This window comes from Cellulomonas sp. P2_F12 (assembly GCF_056403775.1).
Genome location: NZ_JBFUEV010000007.1, coordinates 168,334 through 189,233, shown reverse-complemented (window position 1 = coordinate 189,233; position 20,900 = coordinate 168,334). Strand labels below are relative to the sequence as shown.

General features: G+C 67.3%; 13 protein-coding genes and 1 other RNA gene. 4 read left to right on the top strand and 10 right to left on the bottom strand.

Going from position 1 to position 20,900, the window contains the following annotated elements:
• Positions 1–326: 326 nt before the first annotated feature.
• Both AC1DWH_RS15520 and AC1DWH_RS15515 read left to right on the top strand, forming a co-directional pair.
• A complete protein-coding gene (locus tag AC1DWH_RS15520; protein ID WP_477094421.1) occupies positions 327–992 on the top strand; it encodes a hypothetical protein in 666 nt (221 codons plus the stop codon).
• 67 nt (positions 993–1,059) lie between these two features.
• Entirely contained in the window at positions 1,060–1,344 is a 285-nt protein-coding gene (locus AC1DWH_RS15515; protein WP_477094441.1) for a zinc finger domain-containing protein, read from the top strand.
• 364 nt (positions 1,345–1,708) lie between these two features.
• Here AC1DWH_RS15515 and AC1DWH_RS15510 read toward each other — a convergent pair whose 3' ends face one another.
• The 4 genes from AC1DWH_RS15510 to AC1DWH_RS15495 are packed head-to-tail and all read right to left on the bottom strand — an operon-like array spanning position 1,709 to position 11,578.
• The gene (locus AC1DWH_RS15510; protein WP_477094420.1) at positions 1,709–5,257 is read right to left on the bottom strand and encodes a DEAD/DEAH box helicase; all 3,549 of its coding nucleotides are present in this window, start codon (positions 5,255–5,257) and stop codon (positions 1,709–1,711) included.
• Positions 5,257–8,181 carry a DUF1156 domain-containing protein gene (locus tag AC1DWH_RS15505; RefSeq protein ID WP_477094419.1) on the bottom strand — a complete coding sequence of 975 codons (2,925 nt, stop codon included), beginning with the start codon at positions 8,179–8,181 and terminating at the stop codon, positions 5,257–5,259. Before AC1DWH_RS15505 ends, AC1DWH_RS15510 begins: the two co-directional genes overlap by 1 nt.
• Complete coding sequence (locus AC1DWH_RS15500; protein ID WP_477094418.1) at positions 8,178–8,591, bottom strand: DUF7680 family protein; 414 nt, start codon at positions 8,589–8,591, stop codon at positions 8,178–8,180. Before AC1DWH_RS15500 ends, AC1DWH_RS15505 begins: the two co-directional genes overlap by 4 nt.
• Positions 8,588–11,578, bottom strand: a complete 2,991-nt coding sequence (locus AC1DWH_RS15495) for a DUF499 domain-containing protein (protein WP_477094417.1) — start codon at positions 11,576–11,578, stop codon at positions 8,588–8,590. The genes AC1DWH_RS15500 and AC1DWH_RS15495 overlap by 4 nt, the downstream gene beginning before the upstream one ends.
• Before the next feature lie 1,120 nt (positions 11,579–12,698).
• Here AC1DWH_RS15495 and AC1DWH_RS15490 point away from each other — a divergent pair.
• Both AC1DWH_RS15490 and AC1DWH_RS15485 read left to right on the top strand, forming a co-directional pair.
• The gene (locus tag AC1DWH_RS15490) at positions 12,699–13,007 is read left to right on the top strand and encodes a helix-turn-helix domain-containing protein (protein WP_421732954.1); all 309 of its coding nucleotides are present in this window, start codon (positions 12,699–12,701) and stop codon (positions 13,005–13,007) included.
• An 81-nt stretch (positions 13,008–13,088) separates the two neighbouring features.
• On the top strand, positions 13,089–13,970 hold the full coding sequence (locus AC1DWH_RS15485; protein WP_477094416.1) for a nuclease-related domain-containing protein: 882 nt from the start codon (positions 13,089–13,091) through the stop codon (positions 13,968–13,970).
• Between the two features lie 82 nt (positions 13,971–14,052).
• On the opposite strand, the gene AC1DWH_RS15480 is transcribed toward AC1DWH_RS15485, so the two are convergent.
• The 6 genes from AC1DWH_RS15480 to smpB form a co-directional block, all read right to left on the bottom strand.
• Positions 14,053–15,108 carry a tyrosine-type recombinase/integrase gene (locus tag AC1DWH_RS15480; protein WP_477094415.1) on the bottom strand — a complete coding sequence of 352 codons (1,056 nt, stop codon included), beginning with the start codon at positions 15,106–15,108 and terminating at the stop codon, positions 14,053–14,055.
• A 195-nt stretch (positions 15,109–15,303) separates the two neighbouring features.
• Positions 15,304–15,670, bottom strand: a transfer-messenger RNA (tmRNA) gene (gene ssrA, locus AC1DWH_RS15475).
• An 84-nt stretch (positions 15,671–15,754) separates the two neighbouring features.
• Complete coding sequence (locus AC1DWH_RS15470) at positions 15,755–16,990, bottom strand: S1C family serine protease (protein WP_477094414.1); 1,236 nt, start codon at positions 16,988–16,990, stop codon at positions 15,755–15,757.
• A gap of 500 nt (positions 16,991–17,490) precedes the next feature.
• Entirely contained in the window at positions 17,491–18,546 is a 1,056-nt protein-coding gene (locus tag AC1DWH_RS15465) for an ATP-dependent DNA ligase (protein ID WP_477094413.1), read from the bottom strand.
• A 10-nt stretch (positions 18,547–18,556) separates the two neighbouring features.
• Positions 18,557–20,410: a DUF2207 domain-containing protein gene (locus tag AC1DWH_RS15460; RefSeq protein WP_477094412.1), complete on the bottom strand. Its 1,854-nt coding sequence runs from the start codon at positions 20,408–20,410 to the stop codon at positions 18,557–18,559.
• Complete coding sequence (gene smpB, locus AC1DWH_RS15455; protein WP_456845317.1) at positions 20,407–20,877, bottom strand: SsrA-binding protein SmpB; 471 nt, start codon at positions 20,875–20,877, stop codon at positions 20,407–20,409. Before smpB ends, AC1DWH_RS15460 begins: the two co-directional genes overlap by 4 nt.
• Between the last annotated feature and the right edge of the window lie 23 nt (positions 20,878–20,900).

Below are 20,900 nucleotides of genomic sequence, written 5' to 3'. Positions count from 1 at the left end.
TCCCCCGGGCAGCACGAATGAACGTGCGGGGGGACATGTTCGGTCTAGGCAAGCCCAGGCGAAAGTCCGTCGATCCGCTGACCTGGGAACCGTAGCGTCCCGTCCCTGTCCTTCGACGGACATCGATGCCAATGACCGACACCCATGCACGACTCGCTGAAGCGTAAGTCCTGGCCGCCACCGACGGGCTGGTTCGGCCGGCCGCCTCGGACCCGCACGCCGTCGTTGCCCGTGCGCGGCTGCTCCGCTCGGCGGCCTGGGGTTCGACCTACTGCACCGCCTGGTGCGGGCAACGTGAGCTCGCCGGCGCCCGCCATACTCGAGCGGTGAACCCTGACGAGCGGCGATTCGAGCTCATGATGTTGAACGAGTCGGATGACGCCTGCCTGTTCGTGGAGTTGTCCAGCCACGCGGCCGACTTGGCGGAGGCCCGCGATTCGCTCGAGCTGGCGCTGCGGAGCATGCGGGATCCGGACTCGCCGCTTCGGGATGCCGAGCGAGCGTTGATGGCTAACGCAACGATGGCCTACTGCCGCACATTCTTCCCCTCAAAGGTCCGCCGACCGGTGACCGCACTCGTCGAAATCCCTCGCGCGTTCGCCGCAACGCATGAGCTTGTGGCGATGTTTCGCAACCGCACCATCGCGCACTCGCAGTCCGACCTGTCGGTTACCTACGCGGTCGCCGTACTCGACGCCGATACTCAAGAGGTCCTCGATGTCACCGGGCCCAGCATCCATAGCCCGATGCCGCCGGAGCACGTGCACGCCTTCCTCGGCCTCGTCGACGCACTCGAGGGCGAACTCGACGAGGTCATCGATCCGATTCGAACGCGCCTGATGGATCAGCTGGCCGCTGAACACGCCGCCCCCCTCGACGGCCCTCGGCGAACAGTTCGGGTGATGCCGGCCGACGCGTTCGAATCACGGACGACACGAGCGCGGTATCCCGTATCCCATCCGATCTACCTGAGCAGTGAATCTGGCCATTGAGGCGCCCCAAACGAGGTTTCCGGCGGACCGCTGAGAGCGGTCTGTCCGAGACGTACTCGTCTGGACGATTGTTCACGTTGGTGAGCTAGCGTCCCGTCGTACTAGTAGATCTGCGCTGGACGTCGAGTGCCCGAGATGCAGCGCCAAGCCGGGGACGTCTTGTCGGACGGCCGACCGGGTAATGCGTTCGCCACACGACCGCCGGGTCGAGGCCGCCAAGAAGGCGTCACTCGCGCCTCATCGGATGCCGTGCAACCGAGTATCCGTCGGTGTTCAAGGACTTGGACCGTTGACCCCGGCTGGTCACCGCAGGGTCGCGTTGACGCGCCACGTTGACAGCGTCAACCGTTGACGGTCTCGTCGGGCGTGTTTGCGCAGGTCACAGCCATGGCCATCGTGGAGGTAGCGGGAATCGATGGCGATTCGACGAGACCCGGCGCACCAGGACGAACGTCTGACCTGCCCGCCCACAACCACGGGTCTGTCGTGTTGACCGTGTCAACGGATCGGCGCGATCCGGGACTGCAACGACCAATGCCCCGGCGCATCACACGGCCCGCTCTACCGAGCGCCTTCGGACTCGCAAACCTGCTGCCAGCGTCCCGCAGGACGATGTATTCACTGGCCGACTATCGCTCCAGGCGCGGCACCACTCGTGGTCCTTGAGCCCAGCCACCACGGCGAGGTTAATCCGGTAGCGAGACGTTGCAGTTGATTCAAGGCGTGAGTCGCAAGATCTCGGGCCCCATCGCCTTGAGCTGCTCCGCGTACCCGAACTTCCTTCGCGTCCACTCGTCGGCGCCGATCTCCCGTACGTCATCAGGATCGTGGCGAAGGAAACGCGCCCTATCCATGCCGAGCCGCGCGCGATATGTCTCGATGTATCGCAGGACGGTGGTTTCGCCCTTGAGGTCGAGCCACAGCAGTCCGGGCTCGGTCGTGGTGCCTGCGGATCGCCCAGCAGCGGCAGCGTCCGTCAGCACAGCACCGACCAGCTCGGCGAACCGCTGCTTCAGCTTGCGCAGGGCGTCTGCTTGGTTGCGCTGACCCACCGCGTCGTACCGAGCCGCGCGCGTGCTCGTCGCGCGCGCGAGGAGCATCTCGGCCACTGCCTCAGCCTCGGCGCGGCTAACCGACGGACCGAGCCCGTCGATGTCGGCCATTGACTGCGCGGGCCGCGGTGGGACAGTGTCGCTGCGCACTGCGATGGCCGGTCCGGTGGACCCATCCTCGACCAGCACCACCGATGCCGCTGTCGCACCGCCGGCGCGGTGCGCGAGCGCAGCGTCGAGTCTGGGGTGTCCGTAGGTCGCCAGAGCCACCCACGACTCGGGGTCGCGGCTGACCCGTGTCGGGTCCGAAGTTGCGGGGCGTCCCGGCTCGTCGAGGACGGCTCCGAGTCGCTCAATGACGACTTCGCGCAGGTCAGCCAGCGTCACGGGGCTGAGCCCCGGCTGTGGGATGGGGAGCGGGTCCTCGTCTACGCCGAGCGGCAGATCCGCGCCGGGGTTCGATTCTGCAAGCGCGACGAGTGCCTGGACACCTGCTACTCGAGCTTGCGCACGTTCGCTCGCCGGGGACCGGAACACCTCCCGGAACGCGCCCTCGACCGCCCCGAGTATGGGCTGGAGTCCGCCGACGATGCCGCTGAACAAGTCGATTCGGGCGGCCAACGCTCGGTAGACCTCCTCCTCGACGGTCCCTTCGATGAAGAAGTTCCTGACCGTGACAGTGCTCCGAACTTGGCCGAGTCGGTCAATGCGCCCAATGCGCTGCTCCACGCGCATGGGATTCCACGGCATGTCGTAATTGACGAGGTAGCTGCACGTCTGGAGATTCAGGCCCTCGCTCGCCGCGTCGGTTGCGAGCAGCACCGTGACTGCGCGGGTTCGGACAGCTTCGACGAGGTCTCGCTTGCTAATGTCGACCCAGCCCTGGTGCTCCCGGAAGACCCGCCCCCCGTCCCCCGTGAAGGTCGCGAGGTGGCTGCGGTATCGCTGATGCAGCCGGTCGCGCAGCGAGTCGAGCGTGTCGGTGAACTGCGTGAACACAATCGCGCTGTGGCCGTCACTGCGAGCCTCCTCAAGGTGCCGCTCGAGCGCCTGGAACTTTCCATCGTGGACTTGGGCGATGCGGTCTGCGTATGCCCGCATCTCCTGAAGATCCTTAGCAGTTAGCGGAACAGCGTCGCTGTCCTTGACCCCGCCGAGCCCGTCGTCGTCGAGGTCGTCCGCAGCGTCCTCCTCCAGCACGGTCTGGTCGAGCAGCGTCTCCTCGTTGTCCAGCCGCTTGAGCAAAGTCTTGTGGATCGCGGCCCAGCTGCTGGTGAGCCGTCGCCGATACACCGTCAGGACGAAACCAGCGCCTCGACGCTTGCCGTGGGCTGCGAGCAGTCGGTCGATGAGCGCCTCAAGGTCGTCGTAAAGCTGCTGCTCGTCTTCCCCCAGGTCGACGACGTGCGGCTTGACGTCGCGGTCGGCGAGGTTCTCGCTGATCAGACCGCGCTGCCGATATGCCTTCAGCGTCGCTCTGCTGTGCCTGGCCACGTACTGGCCCACGGGACCGAGCGCCCTCAACCACTCCTTCAGCGCGAGCCGTCCATCTGCGCCCAGCTCCTGCGTGCGCTGGTCCGCCGGGACGCCGTCGCGGCCGAATCGGAAGACGATCTCGGCGCGGACGGGTCCCAGCCGCCGAACGAGTTCTGCAGCCAGCGCGTCCTCAGCGCCGGTCCTCGGCATCTGCGGCGTGCTGTGGACTTGCTCGGCGAGCCACGCCCAGGCTATGTCTTTGTCTTCCCGCTTGCCGAGTTCCTTGTAGAAGCGGACGAACGCGTACTCGTCCGCGAGCGGCCCTGCAAGCCCGGTCTGTCGAAGCAGGTCGACGAGTTCCACAGCAGCGGTCTGCAGGGGGGTCGCGGTCAGTAGCCACAGCGCCCTCGCGGCATTGTGCTCGTTCACCTTGTCCAGCAGCTCCAGTAGCCGGCTGGGGCGGTACCTGTCTTCGTTCCCTTGCTGGCGTCGGGCGTGGTGCGCCTCGTCGACGATGAGCAGGTCGTACGGAGCGGCGGAAAGGAGAAGCTTCTGCTGGTCGGGCCGCCGGGCAAGGTGGCTGGACGCCAGTAGGAGCGGGTGTTCGGCGTAAGGGTTCAATCCGGCGGGGCGAATGTCATCTGGGTGCGCCCCGTAAATCTTCCCTTGGTCGAGTCGCGGCACCCACAGAGCAAACTTCTCGAACAGCTCGTCCTGCCACTGGCGGCAGACGTTCGCGGGAGCGAGCACGAGCGCTTTGCTGACCTCGCCGCTGAGCAACAGCCGCCTCAGGCTCATGCCCGCACTAACCGTCTTGCCCAGACCCACCTCGTCAGCGACCAGCCACGACCGCGGGTACAGACCCGCGAGCCGGGCAACGTTCTGGCGCTGGTGCGGGAACAGCCGGACGCCGCTCGTCGCCTCGGCGAGGTCGGTCGCCCACGGCATTCTCGGTGCCATCTGCAGAAAACGGGCCACGGTGTTGGGCTCCCCAACGGGAGGCGGCTCTTCGGGGTCTCGCTCGCCCGGAACGGTGTCGGGCGCATGTGCCAGCAGTGCCTTTTCTGCTGCCTCAGGGAGCGGGTAAACCCGGAAGCCGGGGACTTTGCCTTCCCAGCGCTGCTCGAACCGGCCGACCCAGAATGCGTAGTGGGCGGCCGTACCATTCCAGCTGGTGTAGACGCTGAACGACTCGAAGTTACGAGTCCACGCCGTGGCCGATTCGTTGACGCTTCCTTGGAAGGCCACGGCGTCACCGTCGGCGTCGCCGAGGACCCCAACCTTCTCGTGAAAGTAGGGATTGTTGTCCGCTCCCGCCAACGGCGATCCGTCGTGGTCGACCGGGACGGCTACGCGGACCTGCAGCCTGCCCTGCGACACGAGCCAAGCGAGCACCTCAATGCGCCGGCGGTCGACGTCGTTGGTCGTCGCAAGCCCTTCGGCGAGACGCTCCGCAAGCGGCCCGTCCAGCGACGCCTTGCCCTGCAGGGCTTGGGCATCCTCTTCGCGGAGCTCGACTCCACACAAAAGGCGCATAGTGCCACCGCCGTTGACGAACCTGGAGAGACCGCGGGCGGCGACTGACAGCGATGATGAACGGAAGTACCCGACCGACCGAGCGTAGGTGACCGCACGCTGGAGCGCGGGGACGTAAAAAGCATTAAGGACGTCGTCGCCGCTGTCGTACCCGGGCGGCAGGTCCAGTGTTCGCAAGCTGGCGACGGTCCCCTCGCTCATCAGAACAGGACGGGGTTCGCGATTGGCATTGCTGTTTCAGGCTCAGGCGGCAGCGGGATGTCTTCGAAAAAGGACGTTCGCAGGGAGTCGAGCACCCGGGCCTCCGGGCGTACGAACGACCCATTCTGCCTGCCGCGTGGGACGGCATTAAGCGCCGCGCGCACGAGCTCCCTGAAGCGGATGTCGTCCGTGAGATTGCGACGCGCGAGCCAGGACTGCGCGGCGCTGGCTCCGTCCTCGTCGTAGATGAGCATCAGCGAGTGCAGGGTGTCAATCAACGAGGGGTAAGTCGCTGCGTCGACGTCGAGACCCTTTGCTGTTCTGCGCTGCGCGGGAGTCAGCAGCGTTGCTTTGCCCGACGCCGCCCGAATCAGCTTGTGCGTCTTACTAAGGGTCTCCAAGTCGAGATGCGTCGCGAGCGAAAGTTTCAACGCCTCGCCCGCAGGGAACTCCGCTGCCTGAAAGTCCGACCACGCCAGCAACCACCAGTCGGTCACCCTGTCGAACTCGACGTCCTTCCCACCGAGCAGCCCTCGCTTCTTGAGAGTTGCAACCTTCTCCCTGGCCAAATCTAGGGCGACATCGGGGCGGAGAACTTCTGGCTCGCCAGCTTCGTCGAGTGCGCCTGTATAGACCGGCCAGTTCCGCGACAGAACGGCGAGCACCGGTCCGTAAGTTGCGAGCGTCAAGTCGACACCACGTAGTCCATGGCGAGAGAAGCGCTCCACAGCATCGACAGCAGCGCTCTCGACGTCTCGGCGGATGTCCGTCCAATACGCCGGGACAGTTTCGCCCCGCTTGTGGCAGTTCAGCAGAATAGTCGACTGGGCGGAGTTCTTCTTCGCCTGGTGCAGAGAGTTCTCAGACTCGGTCGCGATTGGCCAAGACGAAGTGATGGCGAAGCCGGAGTTCAATAGCGCGGCGCCAAGTGTGTCCCAGGCATCCACCCGCTTGTGCGTGAACATCACGTTCAGGACGCCACCGGGCCTGAGCACCCTGCGGGCTTCGCTGAATGCGTCGGTAAGAAGCCGCTCATAGTGTTCGTCAGCCAGCTGGGCCGCCGTGCGTGCCCCGTCCAATCGCCTCCCAGGACCCTTGTGGGTTGCTACATCCTTGAAGAGGCTGGGATTCGCAACCGCTTCCGCTTGTTTATCCGTCGCCTGTAGGTCGGTAAACTGGGGCCATACGTACCGAAGACTTCGCTTCATCCAGACGTAGAAAAAGTCACTGAGCTCAGCGTACATGACATTGTCGTAATAGGGCGGGTCCGTCACGACGGCGTCAACTGAATCATCAGCGAGGGCAAGGCTCGTCGCGGAACCTCGAAGCACCTCTGGCCTGCCCAAATTTTCAGCTGAGTCGAAGGTTTTCTGCGTTCCATGGACTAGCGCGCTTAGGTTGCGATGGTTGCGGGCCGCATTGTCGACGAGCCACGGCACTAGGGCTCGGGCGGCCTCGAACTCCGCTCCGGTCCAGGAAAAGGCAAAGTCGTGGCGGTCGAAACCATTTCGCATCTTGTTGCGACTCGCGTCCCAGCTACAAAGGCGACTATTGTAGTCGACAGCGCGATCTAGCGCGTATGCCAGGTGCAAAGCAACAGCTTTTCCGCGAGGCTCTCCGAGCACCCGCAACATTTCTTTCTGCAGTTGCAAGAGCTCCTCTAGCAGTACCATATTTGCGAGCAGTTGACGGCTCATAAAAGCCTCCGACCACCGTCGAATACCCATTCGAAGAAGTTCGCCCGTCTTGTGGCCAGGTTGCACCAACTCGTCCGGCACCAGACCGTCCACTTCCCATCTGGGCCGCAAACGTAGAAGTTCCTGTTCGGCGGCCGCGATCGCGCGAAGCTCGTCTTCACGCGGAGCACGGAATGTGCGGCCCTTCCCCTCCTCGACTGCTACCGCAAGGAGCATGTAACTGCCCCTGCCTTCGCTAGCCTGATGCTGGATGTAATGCGCATCGAACGTAGCACCCTTTTCCCAGATGCTCTCTCCCACGCCGCCCTTATAAGTTGCGCGATCACCGTAGTGCCCCGCCATATTGCCCTCTATGACCGTCGGAGTGACAACGTCGCCCACGACGTCAAGGCGCACGGCAGCATCACCGTTTCCATTCGAGGTTCTGGCGAGCCATAGATTCGGCGCGAGAGGAGTCTGCCGCCCGGTTATCGGGCACGGAACGCAGAAGACCCACACGTAGCCGGCGATGCGCGTACCAACTGAGTGTGGAAAATAGGGGCTGAGTCGCAGCTGCACCGCTTCAGCCCACCGGCCACCCCAATGCGCGATATCGCCTGAGAGGTCGGCACCAAAGTCATGAACAACTCCAAGAGTGCCCTGAAGAATGGCGCTGGCGACAGGGTTCAATTCATTCGCGTACGTGTCGAAGCCAAGTCGCATAGCTTCGAAGGGGATGCTCCCACCTCCAGCGAAGAGGTCGAGTACAACTGGTGTGGTGTCCGCTCCGCTGCGCGCCATGCTCAGCCGTCGGATTAGGTCAATTTCCGACTGGGTCGGGTTTCGAGTGAACGCCCGGTCATAGCCGTAGCCATTTCCCTGTAGTTTCCGGCCCTCAGCGTTGGCGGACGCGAGCAGTCGGCGGATGGCGGCCGGGTCCTTACCGCGCGGGATGCCGACGACCTCTAGGAACCAGGCGTGGTAGGCAGCCTCGTCGGCGAAGTTGCTTCGAAGGACGTCCTGGACGATCTCCTGTTGCGGCTCATCGACTGCCGCATCTGCGGCTGGCCATGCCGGAAGCAGCGATCCTAATACCGCGGCCCGACTCGCGGACAACGGTCGGCGGGCCCACCAGACGTGGAGGAAGTTGACTGGCGGAAACGCCTTGGCACTTCCACGCTCACGTAGGCTCTCGGCACCAATTTGCTGGGCAGGAAACCACTGATCAATAAGACTCGCGACGGTCATCGATTGCTGCCCTCAGCAAGAAGGATCCGCAACGCCCGCAGGCCGTTGCGTCGGTTAACTTGCGCATGCCAGTAAGCGGCCTCTTCACGGCTCATAGCCGCTACGCCCTCAGCCACGGTGCTAATGCGGTCGATCCGCTTGAGCGGCTTGACGGCGCGGAGCACCAGCTCGACGTGCGCTCCGAGCTGCGCATCGACGCGGATGGGCTCGGTGCCGGTGAGCTCACGCCCCCTGAGTCGCGCTGAGCGCAGCACCTCTTGAAAGCCTGCAGCAACGTGTATCGCGCGGTAGCCGTTGACGCGGACGTGGCGCTGCGACCCGTCGAGCTCGCAGGCGTCGACGCTGAGCGCCGTTATACGCCCGTCGTCGTCACGCTCGATCAGGCAGGAGTACGTCTCGCTTCGAGTCACGCGTCCCCCTCCGTAATGAGCCGGATGTCGCACTTGGTCGGGCCCGTCGACTGAGCAGCGTTAGTAATAGCTGCGATCTCGGGTCCCTGAAGCTCAACAGGATCGGTCCAGGTCGTGTCCACCGATGCGGTAACGCTCGCCTGTCGACTGAGCAAAGCACGAATTGGTTCTCGGAGAACGGCGTAGTCCACAGGTGTGCCAGTGAAGTCGACATGGACGACGTGGGCCGGGTCGTCGAGCTGGACTCTGGCGTCGATGCGGTAGATCGTCTTCGCCTTCGACCCTGCGCCCACAGGAACCGTGAGCAGGCGCTGGAGCTCCTTACCTGCATCGTCGCCGACGGTAATGACGCTCACTCGCAGTCGCGTCGCTAACTTTCGGCCGGCGTCGACGGCGGCCTGCCGTGCGCTGATCAGGGACGGTCCCGCGGACCCTGCCGCCGCGAACTCGCGCGCCTTGCTGTCCTCGTCGATGTCGCTGCTGCCTCCGCCTCCGTCGTCGCAGAGACCCTCGTGCACCTTGCCGCAGAGCGGACATGCCTCTGTGCCGAGCTCAGGTGCCGAACCGGGTGGGTGCATGAGTGCGTCTTCGGAGAGCCGCGGCGTTGGTCCGGGGCGCGTCTTCGTGGACCAGCCCACTGCACCGCCGTCCGGGGCCTGGTACTCCCAGACGCCGTTGCGGACCCCCGCGAGTAGCAAGTTGACGAGCTGCTGGCGGTCGAGGACCAACTTGAGGTCAGGTCGGCGGGCGAACGCTCGGGCAAGCTCCATCGTCGGCTGCGGGCTTTCGAACTGAACGCCGAGCCGGGTGCGGACCCACGCAGGGTCGAGAGGCTTGCTGCCCTCTCGAAGGAGCTTGTCCATCGAGTCGAGGCTGCTGATGATGGCGTCGGTCTGATTCGGCAGCAGGCTCGCCGAAGTGACTGTCGTAAGGATCGTGCTCTCCAGCCCCGTCTTGTCCGGGACGTAAAGAACGCTGACGTGGTTGCAGACCGCCACGCGCGCGAGGCCGAGAGCCTCGGACGACTGCCTGGCGACCTCTGCGCGCTTGGTCTCGCCGAGGCTAGCAAGTAGCTCCGGTGTGGTCTTGAGCTGCTCCAGCGCCATGAGGCGCCGGACCGCGGCGAGCATCGGCTCGTGGAACTGGGCGTTCGGGACGAGGAAGACGATACGGTTGCGGAACTCGCGCACTCCGCCGACAGGGGACTTCTCGTATGTCTCGGTGACCTTGCCTGGCACGCCGTCCGCCGGATCAAAACCCTTCTTACCTTTGGCATCGTCGAAATCGTCCCAGTGGTAGACGACGAGGTACGCGTCTTCGCTGTTGTCCGGGACCCTGGCATCTTCCCATGCGCGGCGAACCTTTAGCGCGGAGTCCTTGTACTGCTCGGAGAGGATTTTTGTGGCACGCTCGCGGACCTTCTGGCCAGATACCTTCTCCTCGGCCTCCTGGATTAGCCGGACCAGGCTCGCTTCGGTCGAGAAGCGGTAGCCGCGCACATCGGAATGTAGGTACCAGCAGGTGTTCTCCAGGCTGTCGAGCGCCTTAGTGATCAGGTTCGGGTCGTCACCTGGTGCCAACACGGCGCCGTGCAGGGCGCTCGCCGGGACCCCGGGGACATCACGGGTGAGGCTGAACAGGTATGCGGCGGTAGCAAGCCGCCGACCGTACCGGGTGCCCATGCGGGCGTCGACGTCATCGGCGTGGCTCGGGGTTCCGCCTACCTGCTGGGCGATGTCAGCGCGGATGACAGGTTCATAGAGGGGCCGGTCGATGCGGCTGGAAAGTTCCTCGGCGAGAACCGGATCCGACAAGTCGATGTGGTGCAAGTGAATCAGGTCGAGGTCCTGGCCCCCATCCCAGATCCGACGCACGGCGCGCGCAAGCAGGCGCAGTGCGCCGCGCGTGCGCTGGAAGTTTGGGATGGTCGACAGCCGCTTGTCGAGGACCTCGATCAGGTCCGGGTGGAAGGGGAAGGTCGTCTCGACTGCCTTTGCGAACGCCGCCCCGAGCATGTCGGTGGGCAGGTCGAGCCCGGCCGAGTGCGCAGAATCGGCGATTTCGGCGTACCGAGAGGCGACCAACGAGCGCTCCGGCATCCGCTCGATGTCGGTCTTGAACAGTCGGCGGGCGAGAATCTTTGGGAGGTCGGCCTCGCCGCTGGCACGGAGGACCAGTTCCTTTCGGGCGAGGAGGCTGGATACCTCGCGCAGCACCGACGACAGTGCCTCCGTGTCGGAGGCGAAGGCGTCGGTCTCACCGGCAGTCGTGATGACGACAACGACGCGCTCGCTACTGTCCGCAGCCTCCAACAGGGACATGAGAAATGACAGCGTCTGCTTAGCCAGAGTGCTGTCCGCGACCTTGCGGGCGCCGGCAGCGGACAGGTAGCGGGCGATCTCGTCGACGAGAATGAGAACGGGACGGTCGCCGAACACCCGCTTGAGCTGGTCGCTGCCCGGGGCGCTGAGCGCCTCGTCATCCTGCCGAACGACTTCGTAGCCGGCTTTGCCCGCGATTTGCAGGGCGAGGTAGCCCCAAGGGGTACTGGCCGAGACGCCCGCCACCTCCGGAAATGTGCTTGCTCCGGCGGTCGTGCCTACGAACGCCGCGATGGCAGGCTCGCCGCCGTCCCCTTCGAGGACCGCGGGATCGAGGAATGAGGGGGCATCTGCATCTGGCAGACCCCCTCGGGCCGCGTGGTACAGCGCGATGAGGTTGTGCGTCTTGCCGCCGCCGAATGCGGTCTCGAGGCGGAGGATACTCGCCGCGTCGGGCCGCGTCCCCCGAAGGCGCCCCAGCGCTTCATTGAGCAGCGTCCGCAGGCCCTCACTCGGGTAGGTGCGGGCGAAGAACTCGCTCGGCTTGCCGTAGGCGTCCGCCGCCCGGCCTGCGATGACGTCCTCAAGGCCGGCGGCGAAACGGCTCTCCGTCAGCTCGCCCGTAAGCACGTCGTCACGGGGCTCCAGTGCGGCGAGCAGCGTCATGTAGTTGGTCTCCTAAATCAGCGGTGCGCGTCCCACGAACCCTATCGGCGAGATGTGGCGCGACGTGCACAGCTGTTGGTCAGCAGGGCAATGGTGTGTCGTGCGTTTGCGGACGGATTGGTGGTTGCCCTCGTGACCCGGTCGTCTCGCCTCGAACCCTAGGGGTCATGTAACGGAGTGTGGCGTGCCGACCCTGGACCGGTCGTGTCGGGCGGTGGTCAGCGCCCCTCGGCCGTCGATGTGCGCGCCCCAGGCTGGGGAGAGAGCGGCCAGCAACGGCGCCCCTCAGGTCCAACGGCGCAGCTGCGTTCAGTGGCTCTGCGGAGCCACATCCGCCAGAACCGCCCGACAGGAGTGGGTTCCCCGCCCAGACTCGGACTTTGCCCGGGCTTAAGGCCCACCAGGCGTGTGACACGGGCGGTCTCCCCGTGGTGCCAGACGAGTCAATGCGCTGAAACCTCCGTTGTCAGGCCGCAGCGTGGCCTAGTCGCCGACCAGCACCGCCGGCACTTCGCAGCCGTGGGTCGTCGCATCTTGCACCGATCGCCGCATACCTGCCGTCGAGGGAGGTGATCGGGATGGGACGACGGGACTTGATCCGCCGGGAGCGGGCGAAGCTGGCGGCGGTCGAAGCACGTGACGTGGCGGGGTCAGGTCCAGCAGCACCGTTGCCCGCGTGGCTCGGGACAGGCGGGACGGTCGCGTCGTCGGAGTCGACCTGGGTGAGGTCCGCACCTGCACGCTCGACTTCGACGCAGCAGCCTCAACGGCCGGCGCCCCGACGGGCCACGTCGGCACAACGCCGGACCTACGTACGCCCGGCAGTACCTCCGTTCGAGGATGCTGGCCTGACGGAACTCATTCGGCGCCGCGAAGAGGCGCGGGCGGCCGTCCGTGCGCTCGACACCGAGATCGCCAACGAGGTTGAGCGGGCGCGCGCGGTGGGCGCGCCTTGGACGGCGATCGCTCAATGCCTGGCGATCACACGGCAGGGCGCTCGTCAGCGGTACGGCACCGGCGCCACACACGCTCACCCGATGCCGACGTGGTCCACAGATCTCCGGTAGTGCCTTGCGGCGTCGCTCGCGGCGCGGCGTGATGAGTCCGGGAGGGAGTAACGATGACCATCGGGTACACGGCGGCCACCCCGCAGGAGGTCGCGGAGTCGTTCGGCATCTCAGTCGAGTGGGTGCGAGAGCAGGCGCGGCGCGGTCGGGTGCCGCACCTGAAGTTCGGGAGGGGCAAGATCCGTTTCCTTCCTGAGCACATCGATGCGCTCGTACGGCTCGCAACGGTTGACGGCGTCGACCCCGAGGCCGAGCCGCCGGCTGAGGCGTCAGCTGATCTCGGTTCGCTCGGGGCCACGGTCCGGTCGCTCCGAGCGCACCAGCGGCGCCCGCACGTGCAGGGCGACCCTCAGATGTTCTGACGGGCCGACCATTCCTGTGTTTGCCGCTCCTGGGCAAATCCGGGGCGTTCAGGACGGCGGCGAAGTTGCCGATGCACAGGCATGGCGACAAGCGGCGGCGAGGCGGTCCCCGGTCCCAAGACGATGCGCCTGCGCTACGCCGGGACGTGCCGCGCATGCGGGACGGCGCTCGCGGCCGGGACCACGGGCGTCTACGACCGGAGCACGAAGTCGGTCACGTGCGTGCGGTGCCCGGCACCCGCGCCACTCGAGACGGCAGCCGGCGACACCCTGCCCGAGCCCCCTCCCCGGCCGCCTGCGGAGGTTGAGGCCGGCGTAGCAGGTAGCTCGGCGCGACGAGAGTTCGAGCGTCGCAGCGCGGCCCGCGAGACGCGCATCCGCGACGCACACCCGCGCCTCGGCGGGCTCATACTCGCGGTCTCGGAGCAACCGCAGAGCACGACCGCGTGGGCGCGTGGCGCCAAGGGTGAGGAGATGCTCGGGCGCGGCCTGGACTCGCTCGCCGACAAGGGCATCCGCATGCTGCACGACCGTCGGATCCCTCGCACCAGGACCAACATCGACCACATCGCCGTGGCACCGTCAGGCGTTTACGTCATCGACGCCAAGCGCTACGCCGGGCGACCGACGCTGCAGGTCGAGGGTGGCATCATCCGCCCGCGCACGTCCCGACTCGTCATCGGCTCCCGCGACGGCACCAAGCTCGTCGAAGGCGTCCTCAAGCAGGTCTTGCTCGTCCGGGACGCGCTCGCCGCTGCGGGTCACGATGACATCCCCGCGCGCGGGATGCTCTGCTTCGTCGATGCCGACTGGCCGCTGTTCGGCGGCTCGTTCCAGATCGATGGCGTCGACGTCCTCTGGCCGCGGAAGGCGTACGAACGACTGACCTCCCCCGGCGCGCTCGCACCGACGATCGTCGAGGAGATCCAACGAAGCCTGGCGGAGGCGTTCCCGATCGCCTGACGAACGGCCGATGACGGCCATGCAATACACCGTGCCTATAGACACAGCGATGACGCGACATTCACGCTGCGCGCGTGAGCCGTCATTGAGGCTGGATGACGAGCCCGCTCAACGCTCTTCCCGCGGCGGCCGCCGCGGCCGCCTGCTGGTCCGGCAGCAGGTGTGCGTACGTCTCGGTCGTCGTCGTGATCGACTCGTGCCCGAGCCGCCGCTGCAGGATGAACAGGTCGACGCCGGCGGCGATCATCCACGACGCGTGCGTGTGCCGCAGGTCGTGCACGCGTGGACGCTTCGTCAGCCGGGGCGCGTCAGGGTCGGGCGACCCGTCCGGCCGCAGCGGGTTCATCGCGGCCTCGAGCGCGGGCGTCCACGTCTGCGTCCAGAACCTTGAGGACGAGAGCTGGCTCCCGACGGTGTTCGGGAACACGAGATCTCCCGGAGCCTTGCTAGCGATAACGCCGCGGAGAACGCCGACGAGGTCGTCGGGAAGCGACACGGTGCGTCGCGCTCGCCTGGTCTTGGGTGGGCCGACGTACCAGTGACGGTTCTCGTCGCGCTTCCACGCCTTCGTGACGCGCACGGTCGCGGGCGTCGACGTGAGGTCGAGGTCGGCGACGGTGAGCGCAGTCGCCTCCCCCCAGCGCAGCCCGGAGGCAACGAGCAGCAGGACGAGGGGCCGGTAGTACTCGGCGACCTTCGACAGCAGCAGCGCAAACTCGTCGCGCGTGAGCACCGTCATCTCGTCATGCGTCGCCTGCGACTTGGGCAGCTCAACGCCGGCACACGGGTTGTCGTCGCGGTACCCGAGCCGCACGGCGGTCGTCATCGCCGCGGAGAACAGCCCGTGCACGTTGGCGATCGTCTTGGGTGCGTAGCCGCGGTCCGTCATCGTGCGCACCCACTCGGCCACGTGCCGGTAGGTGATCGACTTGACGGCATAGGGGCCGAGAACGGGCGAGATGTGCGTGGCGAGCTGCTGGCGGTAGTGCGCGCGGGTGTCTCGGCCGACCGACGTCAGCAGGTCGATGTGTTCGGAGATGACGTCATCGACGGTCGGGCCGCGATGACGCACGGTGTCCGCAATCCGCGCGGCCTCGGCGGCGTATCCGCCAGCCGCCTCGATGAGCTGACGAGCCACCGTGGCGTCACGCAGATCGTCATACGTGAGCGAGGTCTGGCGTCCGGTATCCGGGTCGCGCCACAATACGGCGAAGGCCTTCGTGCCATCGCGACGCCGGCGCTCACGGATGCTCGCCATAGAGACAAAAATAGCCACCCGAGTCAACGGATGGCTATTCCTGGTCAACAAGGCCGACGTTTCCGCAGGTCAGACAGGTGGAGGTGGCGGGAATCGAACCCGCGTCCGGTGACGCAGTACCAGGGATTCTCCGGGTGCAGCCTGCTGTGATTTTCTCGGCCCCCACAATCCCACAGGCAAGTTGTGGACGGGCTCAGTCAGCTAAAAGTCCCGGCCATTGCACTGACGACAATGACCAGCAGTGGCTCTCTAGATGACGCTGGTTACTGAGTCAAGAGCAAACTCAGGCCAACGGACTTCGGGACTCGCTCAGGCGGCGAGGGCGAAGTCGGTGCGGTTGGAATTGGCACCTATGGTTTTGCACGGAGCGTTGACGAGATAACCGTGCGTCCTCGACCCGCTTCTCCTGGTTCGACGATCACCGTCGAAACCGATCACCCCCATGTTCAGTTTTCAAGCACCAGCTGAAGCCGGTCCGACCAGCCTACCTCGCAACGGCAGGCTGGTCGGCCTCATTCCCGCGGGGTCAGTCGGCGGGTCCGGCGATGAGGGTGACCGTGGCCGAGCCGGCGGTGCCGTCGGCCGAGGTCCAGGTCAGCGCCACCGAGTCGCCGGGGGCGAACGCCTTGAGGGCGGTCGACAGGTCCGAAGCGGACGCCACGGCCGCACCGTTCACCGACGCGATCGTGTCGCCGGCCGCGAGGCCCGAGGACGCCGCCGGGGTGCCGTCGAGGACGCCCGCCACGACCGCGCCCTGGTACCCGGAAGCCAGGGACACTCCGAGGAACGCCGGGTAGCCGATGGTCACGGTGTCGGAGGCCGCGCCCGAGTCGATCTGGTGCGCGATGACCAGGGCGTCCTCGATGCTGATCGCGTAGGCGACGGTCGTCACCGAGGTGGCGGTGGAGGCCGCGGTCGTCATGCCGACCACCTCGCCCTCGTCGTCCAGCAGGGGGCCGCCCGAGTCGCCCGGGACTACCGCGGCCGAGAACTCGATGAGCCCGCTCAGGGTCTCCCCCGCCGTCGAGCCGTCGGACGAGGCCGTCATCGTCTGGTCGGTCGCCACCACGGAGCCGGCGGCCGCGAGCAGGTCGCCGCCGCCCTCCGCGTTGCCGACCGCCGTGACGGCGTCGCCGGAGACCACGCCGTTGTCGTTGTCGAGCGCGACCGTGTCCAGCCCCGACGCGTCCTGGAGCTGGAGCAGCGCGACGTCGTGGGTGGCGTCGGTGCCCAGGACGGTCGCGGTGTAGGTCTTGCCGGTCGACTCGATGGTGACCTCGATGGCCGTCGACCCCTCGACCACGTGGTTGTTGGTGAGCACCAGCCCGTCCGACGTCAACACCATGCCCGTGCCGGCCGCCGCGGCGTTCTGGTAGCCGAGCGTGGTGTTGATGGTGACGACGCCGACCTGCTGGTCCGTGCTCGCCGCTGCGGCGGAGGACTGGGTGGTGTCGGGGAGCGTCTGGGTGCCAGATCCCGAGCCCGAACCCGTTCCCGGGGCGGTGTACGACGGGTTCTCCGACGACGGCGGCGTGACCGTCGGCGGCACGAACGACGCACCCTGCGCGCTCGTCGTCGCCGTGTCGTCGGTGGACGCGTGGAGGGCGACGATCGCTCCCGCGGTCACCCCGCCCGCGAGCAGCCCGAGGGCCAGCGCTCCCCCGGCTGCGCCGATCGCGAGGCTGCGGCGCACGACGGGCTTGGTCGCCGTCGCGGTGCCGCCCGCGTGGGGGTACGGCGGTGCCGGGTAGATGCTCGCCATCGGGGAGATCACGGTCGGTGCCGGGTGTGCCGCCGTCGGCTGCACAAGGGTGGGGTACGTGCTCGTAGTCGGAGCCGGCGCCGGGGGTGTGGCTGACATCGGCGCCGAGGTCGCGGGTGCCGCCGCGGCCGGGGCCGGCGGTGCGGTGGGCAAAGGCGCTGCGGGCGCGGTCGCTGCCAGTGCATGCGGCGGGGGCTCGACCGCGGCCGGCGTCGGGTCGGTGCTCGTCGCGGGCTGGGCGACGACCGGCTGGGCAACAGCCGGAGGCTCATCGACCGCGCCGGGCGTGGGCTCGTCGGCCGCTGCCCCTGCTGGCGCCTCGACACCCGTCTCCTCCACGCGCCCCGGCTCCGCCGCGGGTGCGCCCACCGTCTCGTCGCGCTGCTGCTCGTCCATGGTCCTGCCCTCCTCGGCGGCACCCGGGGTGGTGCCGACAAGGATCAGGTAACTCGGGCGAACCGGGAGATCGCTGGTATGAACCCGTGCGCAACCTGTGGAACTCAGCCGGCCGCGAGGACGTCCGAGAGCGAGTACGAGACGGGCTCCTCGAGCTGCGCGTACGTGCACGACGACGGGTCGCGGTCGGGGCGCCACCGACGGAACTGCGCCGTGTGCCGGAACCGCTCGCCCTCCATGTGGTCGTAGGCGACCTCCACGACCAGCGTGGGCGAGAGCGGCACGAATGACAGGTCCTTGCCGGCCGACCAGCGGCTCCCCGCCGCCTCACGCGGGGTCCTGCTCAAGGCTGAGTAGTCCCACGGGTGCCCCTCCAGAGGCACCACCAGGGGCGCGAGCTCCGTCACCAGCTCACGGCGCCGCGCCATCGGGAACGACGCTGCGACGCCCACGGACGCGAGCGTTCCGTCGTCGTTGTACAGCCCCAGCAGCAGCGACCCGACAGCGTCGTCCCCAGACTTGTGCGGGCGGTAGCCGGCGACCACGCAGTCGGCGGTGCGCTCGTGCTTGATCTTCTGCATGGTCCGCTTGCCGGGCTCGTACAGTCCCGCCGGGTCCTTGGCGACGATGCCGTCGAGCCCCGCGCCCTCGAACCTCGAGAACCAGTCGGTCGCGACGTCGAGCGAGGAGGTCTGCGCGGTGACGGAGACGGGACCCGAGCCGGAGACGAGCGTCTCCAGAACCGCACGACGCTCAGCGAAGGGCAGCGACGTCAGGTCGTCGTCACCCAGCGCCAGCACGTCGAACAGCACCAGCAACGCCGGCGTCTCCACCGACAGCAACCGCACCCGCGACTCCGCGGGGTGCACGCGCTGCAGCAGCGCCTCGAAGTCGAGGCCGGAATGACGTGACGACGGCACGATGATCTCGCCGTCGACGACGCAACGCTCCGGCAAGAACGACAGAACAGCCTGGACGACCTCCGGGAAGTACCGCTGCATCGGCTTGGTGTTCCGGGAGCCGATCTCCACGGAGTCCCCGTCGCGGAACACGATGGCCCGGAAGCCGTCCCACTTGGGCTCGTAGAGCTTTCCTGGAGGGATCGTGGGCACCGACTTGGCGAGCATGGGGTCCACGGGCGGCATCACCGGCAGCGTCATACAGGAAGTCTTACCAGCCCCCGCCGCCACCGCCTCCGACGCCACCGCCGGAGAAGCCGCCCGAGAACCCGGATCCACCGGACGTCCCGGGGGTCGGCGCCGAGAGGGACTCGGTCGCGATCGAGGAGAACCGGTCCAGCGAGGAGGCGAACGCGGTCGCCCAGTAGATGTTGGCGCCCGGGTAGTACCCGCCGACGTACCAGCCGGGCTGCGACACCGCGCGGCCCTGCGCGGCGAGCTCGGCGAACACCCGCGCCCACCGGTCGGCCAGGCCGAACACGATCGCGTAGGGCAGGTACCGGCTGAAGATGTCCTCGCCCTCCTCGAACTTGAGCTGGTTCGCCTCGGCCGTCGCCAGGTACCGCCGGAAGCCCAGGGACTGCGCCAGCACCGCCGTCCCGTTCTCGGTGCGAGCGGGCGCCGCCTTGGCCAGCGCGGCCACGAGGAGCCCGATGAGACCGATCGCGATGGGCACCAGCGCCAGGCCGCGGACGGAGGCGCCGGAGGCGAAGACGAAGAACGTGAGACCGGCGCCGATGACGACCAGCACGATCCCCGCGGCGCGCCAGAGCGAGCGCACCGACTTCGGGTTGGACCGGAACCAGCCTGCGGCGGTGACGTGGTCGTAGAGGCCGTCCTGCACCTTGGCCATCGACGACGCGAACGTGGTTCGCAGGTCCGACAGCTTCACGGTGGTCGAGCCGGAGAAGATCTCCCGCAGCAGGGTGTCCTCGAACGGCAGCAGCGAGCCGTCGCGGTTCTTCAGCTGCACCAGCGTCCAGTCCTTGGCCTTCTTGCGGGGGTCGGACCGCGGCACCTCCTCGATGCGCAGCCAGCCGCGCACGGCGAGGTCGACCAGGGTCGCGGTGACGTCGACGGGGTCGGCGCTCTCGTCGAGAAGCGTGCCCATCTCCCCCGGCCGCACGCCCTCGGGCGGCTGGAACTGCACGGAGACCACCTGGCGACGATCGCGGAAGCCCGACATCGTGCCCGGCTGGTTGTCGGCCGGCCGCAGGCCCGGAGTCAGGCCGAGGTAGGCGCGGTCCCGGCCGACGCGACGCACCCGCACGATCGCGACGATGGTGCCGGCGATGAGCACGAGCAGCGCGACGATGCCCAGGGGCGACACCGGCTGCACGGGGCCCAGCGGGTCCGGCTTGTCGACGAGGATCGGCTCGACCCCAGGGAACGTGCCGGCCGGCCAGCCCGTGACCGTCGAGAACTCCGACCCGACGGGGACGAGGTCCTGCGTGAAGGTCGACGACGATCCGTCGAAAGCCGACGACGTGCACGGGTCGGTGGAGCCGTTCGGGCCCGCGAAGCAGACGGCACCCTCGACGGCGGCGGGACCGGTGACCTGGACCGACAGACCGCCCAGCGGGATCTCCCAGCCGGCGCCGATGACGTTCCAGTACAGCTCGTCGCCGGAGTGCTGGGCGTTCGCGGGGTTGACCAGCCCGTCGACCGTGTACTCGACGTGGTAGGTCTGCACGCCGGAGACGTTGTCGATGTCGGGGTCGCCGATGCGCAGGATCAGCGCGTTGTCGTTCTCCTCGCGGTTCACCTGCGCCGGCGCCCCTGTGGACGACGACGCGGAGATGTCGGAGTACCGGAACGCCCGGTCCTGCGAGTCGTCGTAGTACACGCGGGTCGGCAGCGTGAGGAACGGCCCGTGACCCGGGTCGTCGCCGAAGTCGAAGTCGAAGTCGAGCGCGACCTGCATGACGCCGTCGGCACTCAAGACAGCTGTGACGTCGTACCGCGTGATCTCGCGGCCGGACGACTGGTCGGGCGCGGCAGAGGCCGGGACCGCAGCGACGACGACGAGGAAGAGGGCGAGAAAGAACGCCCGCAGCGTCCTCACAGGTCGCGCTTCTCGCGGATCGCGCGGTTGGCCTCCAGGTTGTCCTGCCTCTCGCGCAGCGCCTGCCGCTTGTCCCACTCGCGCTTGCCGCGGGCCAGCGCGATCTCGACCTTGGCGCGCCCGTCGAGGAAGTACAGGGACAGCGGGATGATCGTCTGCCCCTTCTCGCGCGTGCGGGACTCCAGGCGGTCGATCTCCTGGCGGTGCAGCAGCAGCTTGCGCTTGCGGCGGGGCGCGTGATTGGTCCAGGTGCCCTGCGAGTACTCGGGGATGTGCACGCCCTCGAGCCACAGCTCGTGGTTGGTCACCTCGCACCAGCCGTCGACCAGCGACGCCCGGCCCAGGCGCAGGGCCTTGACCTCGGTGCCGCTGAGCACCAGGCCGGCCTCGAACACGTCCTCGATGACGTAGTCGTGCCGGGCCTTGCGGTTCGAGGCGACGACCTTGCGCCCGATCTCCTTGGCCACCGTCGTCGAACCCCGTTCCTGCA

What these genes read in the sequence shown, in the direction of transcription:
- AC1DWH_RS15510 (WP_477094420.1), bottom strand. Translation starts at nt 5,257, where the DNA reads ATGAGCGAGGGGACCGTCGCCAGCTTGCGAACACTGGACCTGCCGCCC.
- AC1DWH_RS15505 (WP_477094419.1), bottom strand. Translation starts at nt 8,181, where the DNA reads ATGACCGTCGCGAGTCTTATTGATCAGTGGTTTCCTGCCCAGCAAATT.
- AC1DWH_RS15495 (WP_477094417.1), bottom strand. Translation starts at nt 11,578, where the DNA reads ATGACGCTGCTCGCCGCACTGGAGCCCCGTGACGACGTGCTTACGGGC.
- AC1DWH_RS15490 (WP_421732954.1), top strand. Translation starts at nt 12,699, where the DNA reads ATGACCATCGGGTACACGGCGGCCACCCCGCAGGAGGTCGCGGAGTCG.
- AC1DWH_RS15485 (WP_477094416.1), top strand. Translation starts at nt 13,089, where the DNA reads ATGGCGACAAGCGGCGGCGAGGCGGTCCCCGGTCCCAAGACGATGCGC.
- AC1DWH_RS15470 (WP_477094414.1), bottom strand. Translation starts at nt 16,990, where the DNA reads ATGGCGAGCATCTACCCGGCACCGCCGTACCCCCACGCGGGCGGCACC.
- AC1DWH_RS15465 (WP_477094413.1), bottom strand. Translation starts at nt 18,546, where the DNA reads ATGACGCTGCCGGTGATGCCGCCCGTGGACCCCATGCTCGCCAAGTCG.